This window comes from Labrenzia sp. THAF82, assembly GCF_009363435.1.
GTDB classification, from domain to species: domain Bacteria; phylum Pseudomonadota; class Alphaproteobacteria; order Rhizobiales; family Stappiaceae; genus Roseibium; species Roseibium porphyridii.
Genome location: NZ_CP045354.1, coordinates 1 through 16,402, shown reverse-complemented (window position 1 = coordinate 16,402; position 16,402 = coordinate 1). Strand labels below are relative to the sequence as shown.

The window sequence follows — 16,402 nt, the reverse complement described above, 5'->3', positions numbered from 1 at the left end:
TAACGATCTGGGACCGCATTGGTCTTTTGATCGGCTCGGCCATCTCGGCATTTTGTGGATTATCGTTCCTGAACGAAAACAACGTTGAGTTGGGCCTGCTATTCATTGGTGTTGCCGTTTACGGCCTCTGGATGATGACTCGCAAAAGACAGCGGTTGAATTAGCCCCGCGAAAGACCAGCGGCATGCGTTCGTAATTGCATGCCGCTAGCATCCGCTGCCCCCCCAAATCTACATTTGAGAACCACAAATGGATGCCGATTATGCTGCGCATCGCTATGGACGTGCGCGATTCGCTGATGATGACATGATCTTTGACGCCGGGCTGGATCGCTCGCTGGGCGTCTATCTTGGAGAGACGGACTCAGGTGTGCATTGTTATGCTCCGGGACAATCAGCAGCACTAATCGCCGCAGGAGCTAGGGGCGGTAAGGGTAGTTCTATTTTGCCAAGTCTGTTGGACGGATTTGGCGATAGCCATGTCATATCCATGGATTGGAAAGGCCAAAACGGCCCCATCACAGGCTTGCAGCCTGGCACTCACATCATCAACTGGGCTCCACGTGCGGGTGGTGACAGGATTAACCCGATCCCCCAACTCACCAATAACTCTCCAACCCTCCAGCCAGACACCAAGCTTTGGGTGCAAAGTTGGATCGTTAAAAATGGCTCGAAGGACGGTGAAGTATTTCAAGCGTACGCGCAGCGCATCACCGAAGCCTGTGCACTGTCCTACATCGAACAATATGGGCTGTTAGAGCTTCCGGGGCTATCCGATGTCATGGCGCTGGTCGGCACGAACACCGAGACATGGCTTGAGTTCGAGTCCTACATGCACATGTCGCGCTTTGGCGCGGTGCAGGCTATGGCAGAAGAACTGCGCGAAATCCGAAACTCCGACACGCCCAATGCAGGCGGTTTCGGGGGCGCAAAGACAGAGATCACCAATAGCTTTGCCTGTTTGAGTGACCCGGAGTTGCGCGAGTCCGTCTCTCCCCCTTTTGATTTTGACCCGACACAACTCACCGAAGAGAACGGCCCACGCTTTCAGGTGAATCTGATGGAAGCCATGGAGTTCTCAAAATCGTCTGCTCCGATAGTTCGCTCTATCTATTCAAGCATTATGCTGCTCAAGCGCCGTGCCTTGAGATCACGCCCGCAGGTCTGGCTGCTAGATGAGATTGGCAATATCGGTGCATGGCCTTTGGCGGTGGAACTGGCCACATACGGCCCCGGTTATGGGATCAGGCCCGTCTATGTCGTCCAATCGATCCAACAGTTGGACAACCTCGCCCCGAACGCCTCCAAGATCATCCCTAGTAGCTGCGGTACGCAGATTTACAAGGCCACGCGCGAACTAAGCGAGGCTAAGCAGCTCTCCTCCATGCTTGGACAATTTACGCTCCCTGTTGAAGATTTTGCCCTGAATGAGCGAGCGCGAATTGCACAAAATGAAGCACTGGACGCCATGATCTTTGATGGGGCTGATCCGTTCCGCACAGGAACAGCCATGGCCTATCAGGACGCGCTGACCGAACACCCCAAACTGATGCCCCGGGCGTTGATGACACCGGACGAGATTTTGAACACCATGCCCGCAGAAATGGTCTTGGTTTTTATGCCTCGTGTTGTTTTAGCCCCGATGCGGCTTTGGGTAAGAAACTACTGGGAACGCCCGGACCTGTGTGGACGCTATCTGGGCGATCCATTCCATGATGAACCCGGCACCGTATCCATTGCCGGGCGTTTCAGGCGCACCCGCAAGGCGGAGATTGTGACGGAGCCTGTGCCTGATGCGTTCAACGATTATCCGCAATATCGCCGCTCCGGCACCTGGTCGTTCGTTCGGGGCCACCGTCCCAAAATTTGAAACCGCCTTCCCACCCTCATGATTCAATTAAGGAGACTGTCATGACAGACCAACGGCACACATCCGGCCCAGAAGCCGCAAAAAAACAGCCTGAAACCACGCTACGTGAAGGCGTGCTCAAAGCCACGATTTGGCGCAATCAAGGTGAGCGCGGCGCTTATTTCTCAACACAATACGCCCGTTCATACAAAGACGATCAGGGTCAATGGCATGACACGAGCCAGATGCGCGAAAGCGATCATCTGCCACTGCGTCATCTGGCCGGACGCGCTCATGATCATGTGAATGCGCTCAAGCAAGAAGCCCGGAAAGCTGAGCGTGAACGCGCCAATTCTCCATCGCTGAATCTCGCTCCTGCTCAAAACCGCTAAAAAGGACCTTTGTCATGTCTACAGACACAGACAATCGAAGCGCCTATGCGCCGCTACGCGAAACTGTGACGCGCGCTGAGATAGACAATCTCAAAACTCAAATTTCGCGTCCCTCACACTCGCTAGACTATACGCCCGGCGGCATGCGGGAAACGAGCAGCCATAAGATGGAAGAGGCGCAAAAGCGGGCGCGGATTGCCCATGGCGAGGAACGTTTGCATGGTGCACATGTGCGTTTTGACACCGCCCACACTTTTGCCGCCAAAGAAGGCGCTGCACGTTCGCAGATGAATATGGCTTCCAAAGCTTGGTCACCCAAAAGCGAGGTCCGAACCAAGTCTTCGGTTACGCGCGAGCGATGAAATACATTGGAACTACTATGTAGATTCTTGTTGAATTTCAACAAATTCTGAGATAATGTTCCTATTTTGTTCTATTGCGAAAGTAATTTCGAATAGAAGCAAAAACGATAGGGATAACTTTGGAGATTCCGGCGGTAATTCCCCGAAACGCCGAGCCTCCATGATAGAATTTTGGAGCAAAAACATGAAAAACAAGAAGCCTGTTAAGGTGAAGCCGCCGGGCCGAAACGGACCAAGTGACGAATCTGACAAGAATGGTCAGACACAGTGGAAAGCACTGACACTCGACGTTGATTACTATCAAGCGTTTATGGATGACACGGCAATCCCGGAAGACCAGAAACGTGAAATGATAGAAACACTCTGGTCTATCATCGTTGCGTTTGTCGATCTGGGTTTTGGAATCCATCCAGCGAAACAGGCCGTGAACGCAAAACAGAACAGAGCGACGGCAATAATCGAACAGTTTGCAGCCAAGGCTGAAACAAGGCCGCAGACCGAAAAGGAGAATTTTGAAGAAAGGATTGACGCATGAACTTTATGGATAATCCCAATCATAACGTCACCAAAGCCTTGGTTTATTGCCGGGTGTCATCCAAAGCGCAAACGCGGCGTGGTGATGGCTTGGGGTCTCAGGAAACCCGCTGTCGCAGCTATGCAGAACAGCGTGGATACGATGTGCTGAATGTCTATACCGACGATCTAACGGGCCAACGCTCGGACAGGCCGGGCATGCTGGCAATGCTTTCGTTCTTAAAAGCACATCAAAACGATCCGCATGTTGTAATCATTGATGAAGTGTCCCGCTTTGCCCGGAAGGTTCCCGTTCATTTTGAATTACGCGGCGCAGTCGCTGATGCTGGCGGGATTCTCGAATCGCCTTCCATGGTATTCGGCGATGACGCAGATAGTGAATTTAATGAGTATATTCAGGCCACGGTGTCGCAATATCAGGCCCGAAAAAATGCCGAGCAAACCCTGAATCGCATGCAAGCCCGCACGCTCAACGGGTATTGGGTTTTCTCAGCGCCAATGGGCTACAAATATGAAAAGACACTGGGTCACGGAAACCTCCTTGCGCGCGATGAGCCCATTGCATCAATTATTCAGGAAGGGCTCGAAGGTTACGCATCGGGACGTTTTGGATCACAGGCTGAGCTGAAACGCTTCTTCGAAAGCCAGCCCGCTTTTCCCAAAGACTTGCCTGATGGAAAAATTCGCCAACAGCGCGTCAATGAAATTTTGAAGCGCGTTGTCTATGCGGGTTATGTCGAAGCGCCGAGCTGGGGCATCACGATGCGCCAAGGCCACCATGAGCCGTTGATTGACTTGCAAACACACAGGAAAATCCAAGAGCGGTTGAAAGAAGGTGCCTATGTCCCGGCCCGCGCGGATATAAACGCGGACTTTCCGCTACGGGGGTTTGTCCTCTGTGGTGATTGCAATAAGCCTCTGACGGCCTGTTGGTCCAAATCAAAGACTGGCAAAAAGCATCCCTACTATCTCTGCTATAATCGCGCTTGCGAAAGCCATCGCAAGTCCATTCCGCGTGACAAAGTCGAAGCCGCGTTCGAATCGGTCCTGAAACAACTGCGGCCAGCGGAAAGTCTATTCAAACTTGCGAAGGCTGGATTCCGCGATGCGTGGGATCAGCGGCAAGCACAAGCGGATATAGCGAAAGCGGAACTGCAAACGCAGCTTGACGAAGTTGACCGTCAAATCGAGCAGCTTGTTGATCGTATCGTTGATGCAAGCAGCCCCACGGCCATTGCTGCCTATGAGAAGCGGATTGCACGTCTGGAAACGGACAAGCACGTAATCACCGAAAAACTGCAAAATGAGACAGGTCCAGTTAGGCCCTTTGGCGAAATGTTCGAACTCGCCTTAAGCTTCTTGTCAAACCCTTGGAATCTTTGGGCTTCTTATCGTTTGGAAGATAAGCGAGCAGTGCTCAAACTGGCGTTTTCGAGTCCCATGGCATACAGTCGAAAGAACGGCGTTCGAACTCCGCAAGTGTCTAAACCATTTGCGTTTTTCGGCTTCAATGACAAGAAAAGTGAAATGGCGCACCCGACAGGATTCGAACCTGTGACCTCTGCCTTCGGAGGGCAGCGCTCTATCCAGCTGAGCTACGGGTGCTGCTCGGCCATGCGCTGAAAATGGCACGGCGGATAGACGCGTCTGATACTAGATCCGGCGATCCGGGGCAATGGCTTTCTGTTACTTTGGACAGGAATTCTGGCGTTTCATAAAGCGCTCGGGCCGAGACATTTTCGCGGCCATAGTCGCGCTTCGCAGATCGCGATACGTCTGGTCTGGAGCGAAGTTCGCAACAAAAACGCCCCTGATGTGATAGAGCTGCGCGTTAGCTGCGTATTGTTGAGTACCGACCTTAATCGTCACAGGTACCGATGAACGAAACGTCCGATTGCCGTAAGCTTGTGTTGATCCTTGGAGATCAGCTGTCGCCCGATATGTCCAGTCTGAGACACGCTGACCAGAAGCGGGACCGTGTGCTGATGGTCGAGGTCATGGAAGAGGCAACGTATGTCCGCCATCACAAGAAGAAGATCGCATTCCTGTTCTCTGCCATGCGCCATTTTGAGCAAGAGCTGCGCATTGCAGGCTGGTCGGTCGACTATGTCCGACTCGATGCGTCTGGCAACACCGGCAGTTTCAAGGGAGAGGTCAAAAGGGCGGTTGCTCGACTGAACCCGGAGGGAATTCTGCTGACCGAGCCTGGAGAATGGCGAGTTCTGGAGGGTATGCAAAGTTGGCAGGAAGATCTCGGATTGCCGGTGGAAATCCTTTCAGATCAGCGTTTCATGTGTTCGCCTGCAGAGTTTCGTGCCTGGGCAACGGGGCGAAAACAACTGCGTATGGAAACCTTTTATCAGGACATGCGCCGCAAAACCGGACTGCTGATGGACGGCGAAAATCCCGTTGGGGGCAAATGGAATTTCGATAAGGAGAACCGCAAACCGGCAAGATCGGACCTTTTCATGCCGTCGCCCAAAAGGGTTAGGCCGGACAAAGTCACAAGAGAGGTTCTTGACCTTGTCGAGAACCGGTTTGCCGATCATTTCGGATCGCTCGAGCCGTTCTGGTTCGCGGTGACGAAGCAGGACGCCGAGGCCGCGTTCGAAGGCTTTCTTGAGGCGTCGCTCGAAAATTTCGGCACTTATCAGGATGCAATGTTGGAGGGCGAGAAATTTCTGTATCACGCAGTCATCTCAGCCTATCTCAATGCCGGGCTTCTTGATGCGCTAACGCTTTGCCGGCAGGTCGAGACGGCCTACCGGGAAGGCAAGGCGCCCTTGAATGCTGCGGAGGGGTTCATTCGACAGATCCTGGGCTGGCGCGAATATGTCCGGGGCATCTATTGGTTGAAAATGCCGGCTTATGCATCCGAGAACGCGTTGGAAGCGCGCCGACATTTGCCGGACTTCTACTGGACGGGCAAAACGCGGATGAAGTGTGTCGCGGAAGCCGTCACGCAAACGATCGAGGAAGCCTACGCCCATCACATACAGCGGCTGATGGTGACAGGAAACTTCGCGTTGCTTGCCGGTGTTGATCCCAGCGAAGTTCACGAATGGTATCTGATGGTCTATGCAGATGCTTATGAATGGGTCGAACTACCGAATACCATCGGCATGAGCCAGTTTGCTGACGGCGGGCTGCTGGCCTCCAAGCCTTATATCTCGAGTGGCAATTACATCAACAAGATGTCGGATTACTGCAGATCCTGTTCTTACGAGGTCAGTCGGAAGACGGGCGAGGGCGCCTGTCCTTTCAACGCACTCTATTGGCATTTTCTTGACAGGAACGAACCGCACCTTCGAAACAACCCGCGACTTGGCCAGCCCTACGCAACCTGGAGGAAAATGGCTCCTGAAAAACAGGACCAATACCGCTCCACTGCCGAAGCCATTTTGAACCGGCTCGACCAGCGGGAGGAGCTTTGATCTTCCCCGCATATGCAGGTTGCAGATGCGTTGATTTTGAGCGCAAACGGGAGGTGACCGGCAAACATTTCAAATGGTTGAGATGTAAAACAAAAAAAACGCGCAGCCCTAAGACTGCGCGAATAAAGTTACTGTGCACGTGGCCCCATCGACCACGGCGGCAACTCTAGCGACATCTTTATCGATTGTCATTACCGTAAAATATTTTATTTTTTGATTCACTGTAATGCGACTGATCGTTATTCATACTGAGTCAGTTGTGAAAGTATCGTGTCATTAAATAGTCTCTGCAAATACAGAGACTTACTACGGAAAAAGCTGACTGTTTCCGTATGACAAGATTGCTGAAACCGATCGATTGAGCGCGAATTATCGGCAAAACTGCTTAGTATTCTTGGCGACTTGCTTCGGTCCGTCCGAGACATGCACCTTTGTTATTCCCTTACGGATGAAGCCGAGCTTTTTGGCGGCCGCATAGGTCACATCAATCACACGGCCTTTCGAATAAGGCCCCCGGTCGTTGATCCGGACAGTAACCGATTTGCCGTTGGAGAGATTGGTCACCTCAACCATGGTCCCAAAAGGCAAGGTGCGATGTGCCGCCGTAAGGCCGTTTGGGTTGGCGGGCTCTCCGCTGGCTGTCGTACCGCCCAATTTATACCATGAGGCCTTGCCGCATTGTGTGAAGTTGTCATTGGACGCAAAGGCGGCGGATCCTGCCGCTATGAGCATAGTTGTGCAAAGACCTGCCCGCACCAGGCTCTTAAGAGCGCTGCGTGTATGCATGGTTGTATCCTGTCGGTTCTTGGCCAGCTCTTGGCTTTAAATTGACGAAACTGTGATGGGCACGCCTAACATTCCGTCGCGGCACGAATAGGTCGGGGATGTGAAAAAAATATGGCATGAATTCAACAATAAAGTGAAAATTGAAGAAAAATTTGCTAAAATTTTAATTAATATTAAATGTAGAAAGTTAATTTCCGGTTAAATATAAAAATCCTAAGAGTTGTGGGAAGTTTTCAGTTTTAGAAATAATCAAAAGAACTGTGATAATACTTTGTGCATGATTTTGGCGCGTAAGTAGTGTGGTAGCGCCTTTCGATCCGAGTTTTTGAAAGGGCGGTCTGGTGCAAGTCAGCCATCGGTTTTTAGAAGACCGGCTGGAGAGGTCCGGTCACACAAGTGATAATAATAGTCTTGCGGGATTTCACACGTCCCTGCTGGAAGTCCTGCCATTTGCTGCTGCTTATGTTGCGCAGGATGGAAGCATACTTCACTGCAACACGCATTTGAGAGATGCCTGCTCCCGTTTGAAACTTGATTTCATGCCCGCCGGGCTGAAAACATTGTTGTCGAGGTCAAGCTGGAAACGGTGCAAGACCGTCTTGGCGACAGCGTTCAGTGGGGTCCCTTCGCAGGCCAGCGGCACAATGACACTGAAGTCGGGAAGCGAATTCTGTCACCATATGATCTGCACCTCCGTGGTGTCGCTTACAGGTGCGAACCAGGCAGTCCTTGTTCAATTCGACATGGAAGAAAATGGCCAGGACGCCAAGCAGCTGCCGGAGACTGTTTCCCGGACAGAGGTTTCTTCCAAACCGGCGTCGGCAAGTCTCGACCTGCTGGAGCATTTTCCCGACGAAATTCTTGTTTTCGACGGATCGGAAAGTGCAGAGGAAAGAGCCGTGATGCTGCTTGAGCTGATCGGCAGTGACTATGATATCGGTACTTTGATCGAGGCGTTGCAGGCGGGGAACGAGGATTTGGTGCAAACGCTCCATATCCCTGAAAACCGAAGCTTCGAAGCCGCGGGCTATCTCACGGATCGTCAGATGTGTGAAGTCCGGATTGTGCCTATCAGGCAACAACCAGAAAAAGGCGTCCGTCACCGTGCCTCAATGGCAGTCATCCGGCGCAATATCGACTGTCCCCATGATGTTGCCGAAAACAGAAGGCTTGCCTACCACGATCCATTGACTGGACTGGAAAACCGCCGCGCCTTCACCAAGGCGCTGAAGTGGGAATTGACGCGACTTTGCTCCGACCATGAGACAGGGCTGGCCGTCTACTACATCGATCTGGACGAATTCAAGAAGGTCAATGACCTTGGCGGCCATGATGCCGGTGACGAAATGCTCATGCGGGTCGCAGCCTGCCTGAGCCTGACACTTGGTGAATTCGGGACCGCTGCACGCATTGGCGGCGATGAGTTTGCCGGGATGGTTCCCGCTGCCTGTGAAGGTGCTGCCCTCGATGTGGCCGAAAGGATCCTGGATGGCTTAGACAGGATCAGGTTGGAAGTCGGTGACAGGGTCTTCACGATTGGCGGCTCCATAGGTGTTGCCTTTGTGGACAGCAGTGTTGTGGCCGAAGAGATCGACGCCGCAGCGCTCCTGGGCGTTGCAGATCATGCGTGCCTGCGCGGCAAGAGGGGCGGCGGGCAATCCGTTCAGATCCACAGCGTACAATCGACAGATTGTCAGCGGCGGCGAAACGAACTGGCGGATATTCCTGATGCCGGCAGTTTCCGGGGCAATGAGCTGACGCTGTTCGCCATGCCGATCATGTGCCTGAAGAACGATCGGGTGTGTGGTCAGGAAGTCTTGCTGCGGCTGCAGGGTGATCGCGCCAGGGGCCTGTCGTCTCGTGCCTGGATCTCTGCTGCCGAACGATCGGGGTTTATTGCCCAGGTGGATGCCTGGACCCTGGACCGGGTTTTGGATGCAGCGGAGAGAAGCCCCGAGCGGTCAATTCTGACGATGAACGTTTCAGCTGAATCTGCTCGTGATCCGAACTTCCGCGACGGCCTGTATCACCGCCTTTCCGTCAACCCGTTGCTAGCGGCCAAATTGTGCCTGGAGATTGCCGAAAAGGACTTTCTGCGCGAGCCTGCAACGATCGAGTCCTTTTTCAAGTTCGCTGCCGAACTTGGGTGCCAGACGGCCGTAGATGATTTTGCCGGCCATTGGCCGGTTCTGTCTCGCCTGACGGGTCTGCGGGTTGAATGGTTGAAGCTGGAATCCAGCTTGACACAGCAGGTCATCGAGGAACCCGCAAAAGCTGCAATTCTCAACGGCCTTGTGCGTGCAGCTCATGAACTTGGCATCAAGGTTGTTGCCAAGCATGTCGAAACGCACGAAGAAGCAGACTTGCTGCGGGAGTTGAACATCGAGGCAGCGCAGGGTCATCTCTTCGGTGCTCCCGTGCCCTGGCCGGGAAAATGACAACAAAAAAGAGCGGCAAAACCGCTCTTTTGATTTTCGAATATAGATCCTGACTAGATGTCGAGATTGGCAACGGCCAGTGCGTTGTCCTGGATGAACTCGCGTCTTGGCTCCACTTCGTCTCCCATGAGCTTGGTGAAGATATCATCCGCGTCATCTGCTTCCTTCACCTTGACCTGAAGAAGGGATCGGACGTTCGGGTCGAGGGTTGTTTCCCAAAGTTGCTCGGGGTTCATCTCACCGAGGCCCTTGTAGCGCTGAAGTGAAATCCCTTTCTGACCGAAGGCATAGACCTGGGTCAGCAGCGCGCGAGGCCCTCTGATATCCATTGAGTTGTCTTTGCGGCGCAGCGTTGCCGCCTTGCCGTAGACCTCGTGCAGATGGTCGGCATGCGCCGCGAGACGACGGGCATCGGCCGATCCGAGGAGGGCGGCATCGATTGTGGCTGCTTCTTCGACGCCGCGCACTGTGCGTTTGAAGACAAGGCTGCCATCATCGCGGGCCTCGCCTGTCCAGCCGCGTTCGAACTCGTCTGCGAGAATGTCCATACGGCGGGCGATGTAAGCTGCCGCCTCTTCCGCCTTGCTGCGGTCGTCCAAAATTTCGGTGTTGAGTGCGCCGGCGATGGCCGCCTGTTCAACGACATCGCGATTGTAGCGAGAGTGCAATCCGTCGAAAATGTCGGAGATTGCACGTGCGGTCTGGACGACACCCTGAAGATCCTGGCCCGTTCGCACTTCTCCACTGGCGAGCGACAGCGAGGCATCGTCGAGCCCCTGTGAAATCAAATAGTCTTCCAGAGCACTCTGGTCTTTCAGATACTGTTCGGACTGGCCGCGCTTGACCTTATAAAGCGGCGGCTGCGCGATATAGACATAACCGTTTTCGATCAGCTCCGGCATCTGGCGGAAGAAGAACGTCAAAAGCAATGTCCTGATGTGGGCACCATCCACATCCGCATCGGTCATGATGATGATCTTGTGATACCGCAGTTTCTCGATATTGAATTCTTCCATGCCGATACCGGTGCCGAGTGCGGTGATCAGCGTGCCGATTTCATTGGACGACAGCATCTTGTCAAAGCGCGCCCGCTCCACGTTGAGGATCTTGCCTCGCAACGGCAGGACGGCCTGGTTCTCCCGGTGGCGGCCCTGCTTTGCCGAGCCACCCGCAGAATCACCCTCCACCAGGAAGAGTTCGGCCTTAGACGCATCGCGCTCTTGGCAGTCCGCCAGCTTTCCAGGCAGTGAGGCGACGTCGAGCGCGCCCTTGCGGCGGGTCAACTCGCGGGCCTTTCTGGCAGCCTCGCGTGCAGAGGCAGCCTCGACCACCTTGGAAACGATCGCCCTGGCCGGAGCCGGATTTTCTTCAAGCCATTCGCTCAGCGTCTGGGAAATCAGGTTCTCAACAACCGGCCGCACCTCGGACGAAACGAGCTTGTCCTTGGTTTGTGACGAGAATTTCGGATCCGGCACTTTGACCGACAAAACGCATGTCAGGCCTTCGCGGCAGTCATCGCCGGACAGCGAAACCTTCTCCTTTTTCATAAGTCCGGTCGCTTCGGCATAGCCGGTCACCTGACGCGTCAGAGCAGCTCGGAAACCGGCAAGGTGCGTACCGCCGTCGCGCTGCGGGATGTTGTTGGTGAAGCACAAAACCTGTTCGTGATAACTGTCGTTCCACCACATTGCGGCTTCGACGGTAATGCCGTCCTTTTCCGCGCTCATGGTGACAGGCTCTTCGATAAGGGGGTGCTTTGCTCGGTCCAGATAACGGACGAAGGCTTCAAGTCCGCCTTCGTAAAACAGCTCCTCGACGACATCCTCTACACCGCGTTTGTCGGTCAGGATGATGCGGGCACCGGAATTCAGGAATGCCAGTTCGCGCAGACGATGCTCCAGAGTGCTGAAATCGAATTCAACCTTGCTGAAGGTTTCCGGCGAAGGCAGGAATGTAACTTCGGTGCCTTTCCGACCATTGGCAGGACCGACGACCTTGAGCGGCCCTTGAGCATCTCCGTGAGCGAAGGTCATGTGGTGCTCCTGATCATTTCGCCAGATGCGAAGATCAAGCTTGGTCGAAAGAGCATTCACCACGGAAACGCCAACGCCGTGCAGACCACCGGAAACCTTGTAGGAATTCTGGTCGAATTTACCGCCGGCATGCAGCTGGGTCATAATGACTTCAGCCGCTGAAACACCTTCTTCAGGATGCAGGTCTGTCGGAATGCCGCGCCCGTTGTCGGATACGGTCACCGAACCGTCCGGATTGAGCGTGACTGTGACATGATCTGCATGACCGGCCAAAGCCTCGTCGATGGCATTGTCGACCACCTCATAGACCATGTGGTGCAGACCGGAGCCATCGTCCGTGTCACCGATATACATTCCGGGCCGTTTGCGGACGGCATCGAGGCCCTTGAGAACCTTGATGCTGTCAGCGCCATATTCGGCACCGTTTTCTGTTTCCGGGTTTGGGGTAGGCTCAGGCGTGGACGTGTCGCTCATGCGAATCAATCACCAATCGATTTATCTTTTCTCACCCCGTTATACGGGGTTCCGGCAGTCGTTCAACTGCGTGCGGCCTGTCAGGAAGCCAGCGAAGGGATTATGGTGGAAAACCATAAGATTCAGGCGGATTTAAGGGGGCACCTGGGGGTGCGAAGGTGGCTCTTGCCATCCTCGATCTCAAACACGGCGGCATCTCCGGGCAAGGCTTCAAAAAGAGCGCTGTCTGTCCCCGTCATGAAAACCTGCCCACCGAGTGAATTCAGCTTCTGGAACAGTGCAGACCGGCGGCCGGGATCAAGGTGCGCGGCAATCTCATCGAGCAGCAGGACGGGTGTCATGCCGGAGACTTTCGCCGTCAGTTCGGCATGCGCCAGTACCAGTCCGATCAGCAGTGCCTTCTGTTCGCCGGTCGAGGATTGGGCGGCCGGCATGTTCTTTGTGGCATGAAAGACCTTGAGATCGCTCAGGTGAGGCCCGTTCAGCGTTCGTCCGGCGGCCCGGTCACGTGGGCGTCCCTCTTTGAGCATCTGGCGGTAGTGATCTTCCCTGTCCGAAGCGCTCAGCCCCAGCATCTCTGATTCAAACGCTCCCTCCAATGCGACGGATGCATGCGGAAACGGCAACGACTGAGCGACTTGTTCGGCAATCATCTGACTCAACAGCCCGACAGTTTCCCCGCGTGCGACTGCAACGGCCGTTCCAAGTTCGGCAACCTGTTGTTCCAAAGCAGTCAGAAAAGCATCGCCTCCGCCTTGATCAAGCAATCGATTTCTCTGACGAAGTGCATTTTCGAAATCGGCAACGCGTCGTCCGTGAGAAGGGTCGATCGCGAGCGTGAGCCGGTCCAGAAACCGGCGCCTGTCTGATCCTGGCCCGGTAAAAAGGCCGTCCATGCTCGGTACCAGCCAAAGAACACGCATGTAATTAAGAAGGCTTTCCGACCCCCGGACTTCCTCGCCATCTATGCGCACTTTTCGGCCAGGTGTGCCCGCCGCGAGCCCTGTGCCGATTTTCGTCTCCAGACCGTCCAACATGACGGTTGCCGCAACACTCCAGCTGCCGTCACCGCCCTTTTGGGCAATGTCGGCCAGAGTGGCGCGCCTGAGGCCTCGCCCGGCGGTCAGAAAGGAAATAGCTTCCAGAATGTTGGTTTTACCGGCTCCGTTGGCACCAACGAATGTGACGAGCTTGGCGGAGATGTCAATGGAAAGTGCAGAGTAGTTGCGGAAGCCGGTCAAGGACAGACGGGTCAGCTGCGCCGTCCTGAACTCTGTCATAATCCAACTTCCGCCTTTTCAACTGCCGGAGGTTCTCGTCAGACCCGCATCGGCATCAGCACGAACAGACAGTCATCAACCGTATTGTCCTGGATAAGTGTCGGCGAGCCGGAGTCTGCCAACCGGAACAAGGCTGTATCGCTGCTCAATTGATTTGCAATATCAAGCAGGTAGCGTGAGTTGAAGCCGATTTCCATAGCCTCGGCATCATACTCGACCGCCAATTCCTCAGTCGCACTGCCAGAATCAGGGTTGTTGACGGTCAGCACCATGCGGCCGTCGCCGAGCGACAGTTTGACGGCGCGCCCGCGCTCGGAGGAGATGGTCGACACGCGGTCGACGGCTTCCTTGAACTCGTCCCTGTCGACGCGCATCTCCTTGTCATTGCCTTGCGGAATGACCCGGCCATAATCGGGGAAAGTGCCGTCGATCAGTTTGGATGTCAGCACGACGGATCCCGTGGTTGCGCGGATTTTGGTGTCTGACAGTTCAATCTGTACGTCTGCTTCCGGCTCTTCCAGGAGCTTCTGGATTTCTCCGACCGTTTTGCGTGGCACGATAATGCCAGGCATGCCGGACGAACCGGATGGAGCTGCCACTTCAGCTTGCGCGAGGCGGTGACCGTCGGTTGCAACGGCCCGGAACTGTTGACCGTTGTCGGCGTCCACCGTGTGCAGGTAGATCCCGTTCAGGTAATAGCGTGTTTCCTCGGTCGAAATGGCGAACTGCGTTGTGTCGATCAACTTGCGAATGTCTGAGGCCGAAAGAGTGAACCCATGGCTGAAATCACCGGCCGTGAGATCAGGGAAGTCCGTTTCCGGCAGCATTTGCAGTGTGAATTTCGAGCGGCCGGCGCGTATTTCCAGTGTGGCGTTGTCACTGGTGGTTTCCAGGACGACTTGTGATCCTTCCGGCAGCTTGCGCACGATGTCGTAAAACATATGGGCCGGCACGGTGGTCGCGCCGGGCAACTCGATCATGGCAGGAACCGTTTCAACGATTTCCAGGTCAAGATCGGTCGCTTTGAGATTGATCGCGCCGCCATCGGCCCGCAAGAGAACATTCGACAGGATGGGAATGGTGTTCCGGCGCTCGACCACCCGGTGAACATGGGTCAAGGACTTGAGGAGGTCGGTCCGCTCGAGGGTCGCTTTCATTCACTCGTTCCGTACTCATGAAAAGCCAGGCGAACTTGCCTGGCAAACTGGATTTAGGGCTCCGTTATGGAGCGGGGGAAAGACACTGCCCTTAACCGCTCTCAAAAGCAAGAGGGCGCTCCGTTGGAACGCCCTCAAAATGCTAGAAAACCGTGTATTTTCGGGCTCAGGTCGATGCGCTGATTGTCTCAGGCATCCAACATGCGCTTGAGCAATTCAAGCTCCTGCGCAAGAGCATAATCGGCTCTGGCCATTTCTTCGATTTTGCGTACCGCGTGCAGCACTGTGGTGTGGTCCCGGTTGCCGAAACGGCGACCGATTTCGGGCAGTGAGCGCGGGGTCATCACTTTTGCAAGATACATGGCTATCTGACGCGGACGCACGATCGTGCGGGTTCGGCGTGCTGACAGCAGGTCTGCCTTGGTTACGTTGTAGTGCTTGGAAACAACCCGCTGGATGTCTTCGATCTTGACCCGGCGTGGTTCGCTGGAGCGGACCAGATCGCGCAATGTCATCTCGGCCATTTCCTGCGTAATCGGCTGGTTGGTGAGCTGATTATGCGCGATGAGACGGTTCAGAGCCCCTTCCAGATCACGGCCTGAAGAAGCGACGTGTCGGGCAACGTAGTCCAGAACAGTGTCCGGCACTGCGAATTGCGGGTAGGTTTTCTGTGCGGTTTCGACACGGGAAGTCAGGATGTTCCGGCGAAGCGTGAAGTCAGGCTCTTGTATACCGACAACCAGGCCGCCGGAGAGGCGTGAACGGACACGGTCATCAAGCGTGTCGAGTTCAGACGGTGCACGGTCCGCAGCGACAATGACCTGACGGGCGCCATCGATCAGAGCATTCAGGGTATGGCAGAATTCCTGCTGTACCTGTTTGCCGTGAAGGAACTGCATATCGTCGATCAGGAGGAGGTCAATCGTCCGCAGCGTGTCCTTGAAGGCAAGCGCTGACTGGGATTTGAGCGCGGCTACAAATTTGTACATGAAGTGCTCGGCGGTGAGGTAAAGCACCTTCCGTCCGCTGGCACGTGCCTTGGCGGCCACCGCCTGCATCAGGTGAGTTTTTCCAAGACCCACAGACGCATGCAGATAAAGCGGGTTGAAGGTAACGGCACCACCGGATGCGACCTGACGGGCTGCAGCAAGTGCGAGATTGTTGGATTCGCCTTCAACAAATGTGTCGAACGTATATTTGGGATCGAGCGCTGCCCCTTGCAGGACGTCTCTTGTGCTGTCGCCGCCCGTATCACCCCGTCCGAGAGCCGCTGTTGCAGCCTGGGCGCGTGTTACCTGTGCAGCATCACCCAAATTGTCGTTTCTGGTGTCGACTGTGACAGGCGTTGCGCCTGCAGGGCCTGCAAGACTGGCTTTGTTTGTCGGTGTCTGGCGCGGCCGGATAGCGCCACGAACAGTCAGCTCAATTCGGTGAACATTGTCGCATTCGCGCTGCCAAAGTCCCATGAGCCGATCATTATAATTGTTTTGGATCCACTGTTTAAGAAATCGAGTCGGAACGGACAGGCGCACAGTGCCGTCCTGATGTTCCTCAAGGTCGACACGAGCAAACCAGCTCGTGAAAACATCATCGCCCAATTCTGCGCGAAGCTGCTTTTTGACCCTTTTCCAATGTTCGGAGCCACCTGCCTCCTGAACCTGCAT

Annotated in this window: 12 protein-coding genes, 1 tRNA gene and 1 pseudogene; 7 read left to right on the top strand and 7 right to left on the bottom strand. The window is 54.7% G+C overall.

The genetic code is table 11. The features are described 5' to 3' along the window. Positions 1 to 249 precede the first annotated feature (249 nt). The 5 genes and pseudogenes from FIV00_RS00070 to FIV00_RS30485 all read left to right on the top strand — a co-directional run. Positions 250 to 1,869 (top strand): type IV secretory system conjugative DNA transfer family protein, encoded by a 1,620-nt coding sequence (locus tag FIV00_RS00070; protein ID WP_152498903.1) that lies wholly within the window; start codon positions 250 to 252, stop codon positions 1,867 to 1,869. A gap of 41 nt (positions 1,870 to 1,910) precedes the next feature. Further along, entirely contained in the window at positions 1,911 to 2,240 is a 330-nt protein-coding gene (locus FIV00_RS00065) for a hypothetical protein (RefSeq protein WP_152498902.1), read from the top strand. Positions 2,241 to 2,254: 14 nt separating this feature from the next. Continuing rightward, positions 2,255 to 2,602 (top strand): hypothetical protein, encoded by a 348-nt coding sequence (locus FIV00_RS00060; protein WP_152498901.1) that lies wholly within the window; start codon positions 2,255 to 2,257, stop codon positions 2,600 to 2,602. Between the two features lie 55 nt (positions 2,603 to 2,657). Further along, positions 2,658 to 3,137, top strand: a complete 480-nt coding sequence (locus FIV00_RS00055; protein WP_152498900.1) for a hypothetical protein — start codon at positions 2,658 to 2,660, stop codon at positions 3,135 to 3,137. Continuing rightward, a pseudogene (locus tag FIV00_RS30485) lies at positions 3,134 to 4,126 on the top strand (recombinase family protein); the annotation flags it as partial. The gene FIV00_RS00055 and the pseudogene FIV00_RS30485, both read left to right, overlap by 4 nt. An 84-nt stretch (positions 4,127 to 4,210) precedes the next feature. On the opposite strand, the gene FIV00_RS00045 reads toward FIV00_RS30485, so the two are convergent. Next, positions 4,211 to 4,417 (bottom strand): hypothetical protein, encoded by a 207-nt coding sequence (locus FIV00_RS00045; protein ID WP_152498899.1) that lies wholly within the window; start codon positions 4,415 to 4,417, stop codon positions 4,211 to 4,213. Positions 4,418 to 4,664: 247 nt separating this feature from the next. Beyond that, a tRNA-Arg gene (locus tag FIV00_RS00040) sits at positions 4,665 to 4,741 on the bottom strand. Between the two features lie 272 nt (positions 4,742 to 5,013). Here FIV00_RS00040 and FIV00_RS00035 point away from each other — a divergent pair. After that, positions 5,014 to 6,570 (top strand): cryptochrome/photolyase family protein, encoded by a 1,557-nt coding sequence (locus FIV00_RS00035; RefSeq protein ID WP_152498898.1) that lies wholly within the window; start codon positions 5,014 to 5,016, stop codon positions 6,568 to 6,570. Positions 6,571 to 6,939: 369 nt separating this feature from the next. Here the strand turns inward: FIV00_RS00035 and FIV00_RS00030 are convergent, their stop codons facing one another. Beyond that, positions 6,940 to 7,356, bottom strand: coding sequence for a septal ring lytic transglycosylase RlpA family protein (locus FIV00_RS00030; RefSeq protein WP_152498897.1), 417 nt, complete (start codon positions 7,354 to 7,356; stop codon positions 6,940 to 6,942). A gap of 644 nt (positions 7,357 to 8,000) precedes the next feature. Here FIV00_RS00030 and FIV00_RS00025 point away from each other — a divergent pair. After that, entirely contained in the window at positions 8,001 to 9,794 is a 1,794-nt protein-coding gene (locus tag FIV00_RS00025; protein ID WP_209006751.1) for an EAL domain-containing protein, read from the top strand. 53 nt (positions 9,795 to 9,847) lie between these two features. Here FIV00_RS00025 and gyrB read toward each other — a convergent pair whose 3' ends face one another. From gyrB to dnaA, 4 genes are all read right to left on the bottom strand, one after another. Beyond that, the gene (gyrB, locus tag FIV00_RS00020; protein WP_152498895.1) at positions 9,848 to 12,301 is read right to left on the bottom strand and encodes a DNA topoisomerase (ATP-hydrolyzing) subunit B; all 2,454 of its coding nucleotides are present in this window, start codon (positions 12,299 to 12,301) and stop codon (positions 9,848 to 9,850) included. Between the two features lie 122 nt (positions 12,302 to 12,423). Then, positions 12,424 to 13,581 carry a DNA replication/repair protein RecF gene (recF, locus tag FIV00_RS00015; RefSeq protein ID WP_152498894.1) on the bottom strand — a complete coding sequence of 386 codons (1,158 nt, stop codon included), beginning with the start codon at positions 13,579 to 13,581 and terminating at the stop codon, positions 12,424 to 12,426. A 38-nt stretch (positions 13,582 to 13,619) separates the two neighbouring features. After that, positions 13,620 to 14,738, bottom strand: a complete 1,119-nt coding sequence (gene dnaN / locus FIV00_RS00010; protein WP_152498893.1) for a DNA polymerase III subunit beta — start codon at positions 14,736 to 14,738, stop codon at positions 13,620 to 13,622. A gap of 188 nt (positions 14,739 to 14,926) precedes the next feature. Continuing rightward, complete coding sequence (gene dnaA / locus FIV00_RS00005; RefSeq protein WP_152498892.1) at positions 14,927 to 16,402, bottom strand: chromosomal replication initiator protein DnaA; 1,476 nt, start codon at positions 16,400 to 16,402, stop codon at positions 14,927 to 14,929.

Coding starts and splice junctions, on each gene's coding strand:
- gyrB (WP_152498895.1), bottom strand. CDS start 12,301: ATGAGCGACACGTCCACGCCTGAGCCTACCCCAAACCCGGAAACAGAA.
- dnaN (WP_152498893.1), bottom strand. CDS start 14,738: ATGAAAGCGACCCTCGAGCGGACCGACCTCCTCAAGTCCTTGACCCAT.
- FIV00_RS00070 (WP_152498903.1), top strand. CDS start 250: ATGGATGCCGATTATGCTGCGCATCGCTATGGACGTGCGCGATTCGCT.
- FIV00_RS00055 (WP_152498900.1), top strand. CDS start 2,658: ATGTTCCTATTTTGTTCTATTGCGAAAGTAATTTCGAATAGAAGCAAA.
- recF (WP_152498894.1), bottom strand. CDS start 13,581: ATGACAGAGTTCAGGACGGCGCAGCTGACCCGTCTGTCCTTGACCGGC.
- FIV00_RS00060 (WP_152498901.1), top strand. CDS start 2,255: ATGTCTACAGACACAGACAATCGAAGCGCCTATGCGCCGCTACGCGAA.
- FIV00_RS00030 (WP_152498897.1), bottom strand. CDS start 7,356: ATGCATACACGCAGCGCTCTTAAGAGCCTGGTGCGGGCAGGTCTTTGC.
- dnaA (WP_152498892.1), bottom strand. CDS start 16,402: ATGCAGGTTCAGGAGGCAGGTGGCTCCGAACATTGGAAAAGGGTCAAA.
- FIV00_RS00025 (WP_209006751.1), top strand. CDS start 8,001: ATGACACTGAAGTCGGGAAGCGAATTCTGTCACCATATGATCTGCACC.
- FIV00_RS00065 (WP_152498902.1), top strand. CDS start 1,911: ATGACAGACCAACGGCACACATCCGGCCCAGAAGCCGCAAAAAAACAG.
- FIV00_RS00035 (WP_152498898.1), top strand. CDS start 5,014: ATGAACGAAACGTCCGATTGCCGTAAGCTTGTGTTGATCCTTGGAGAT.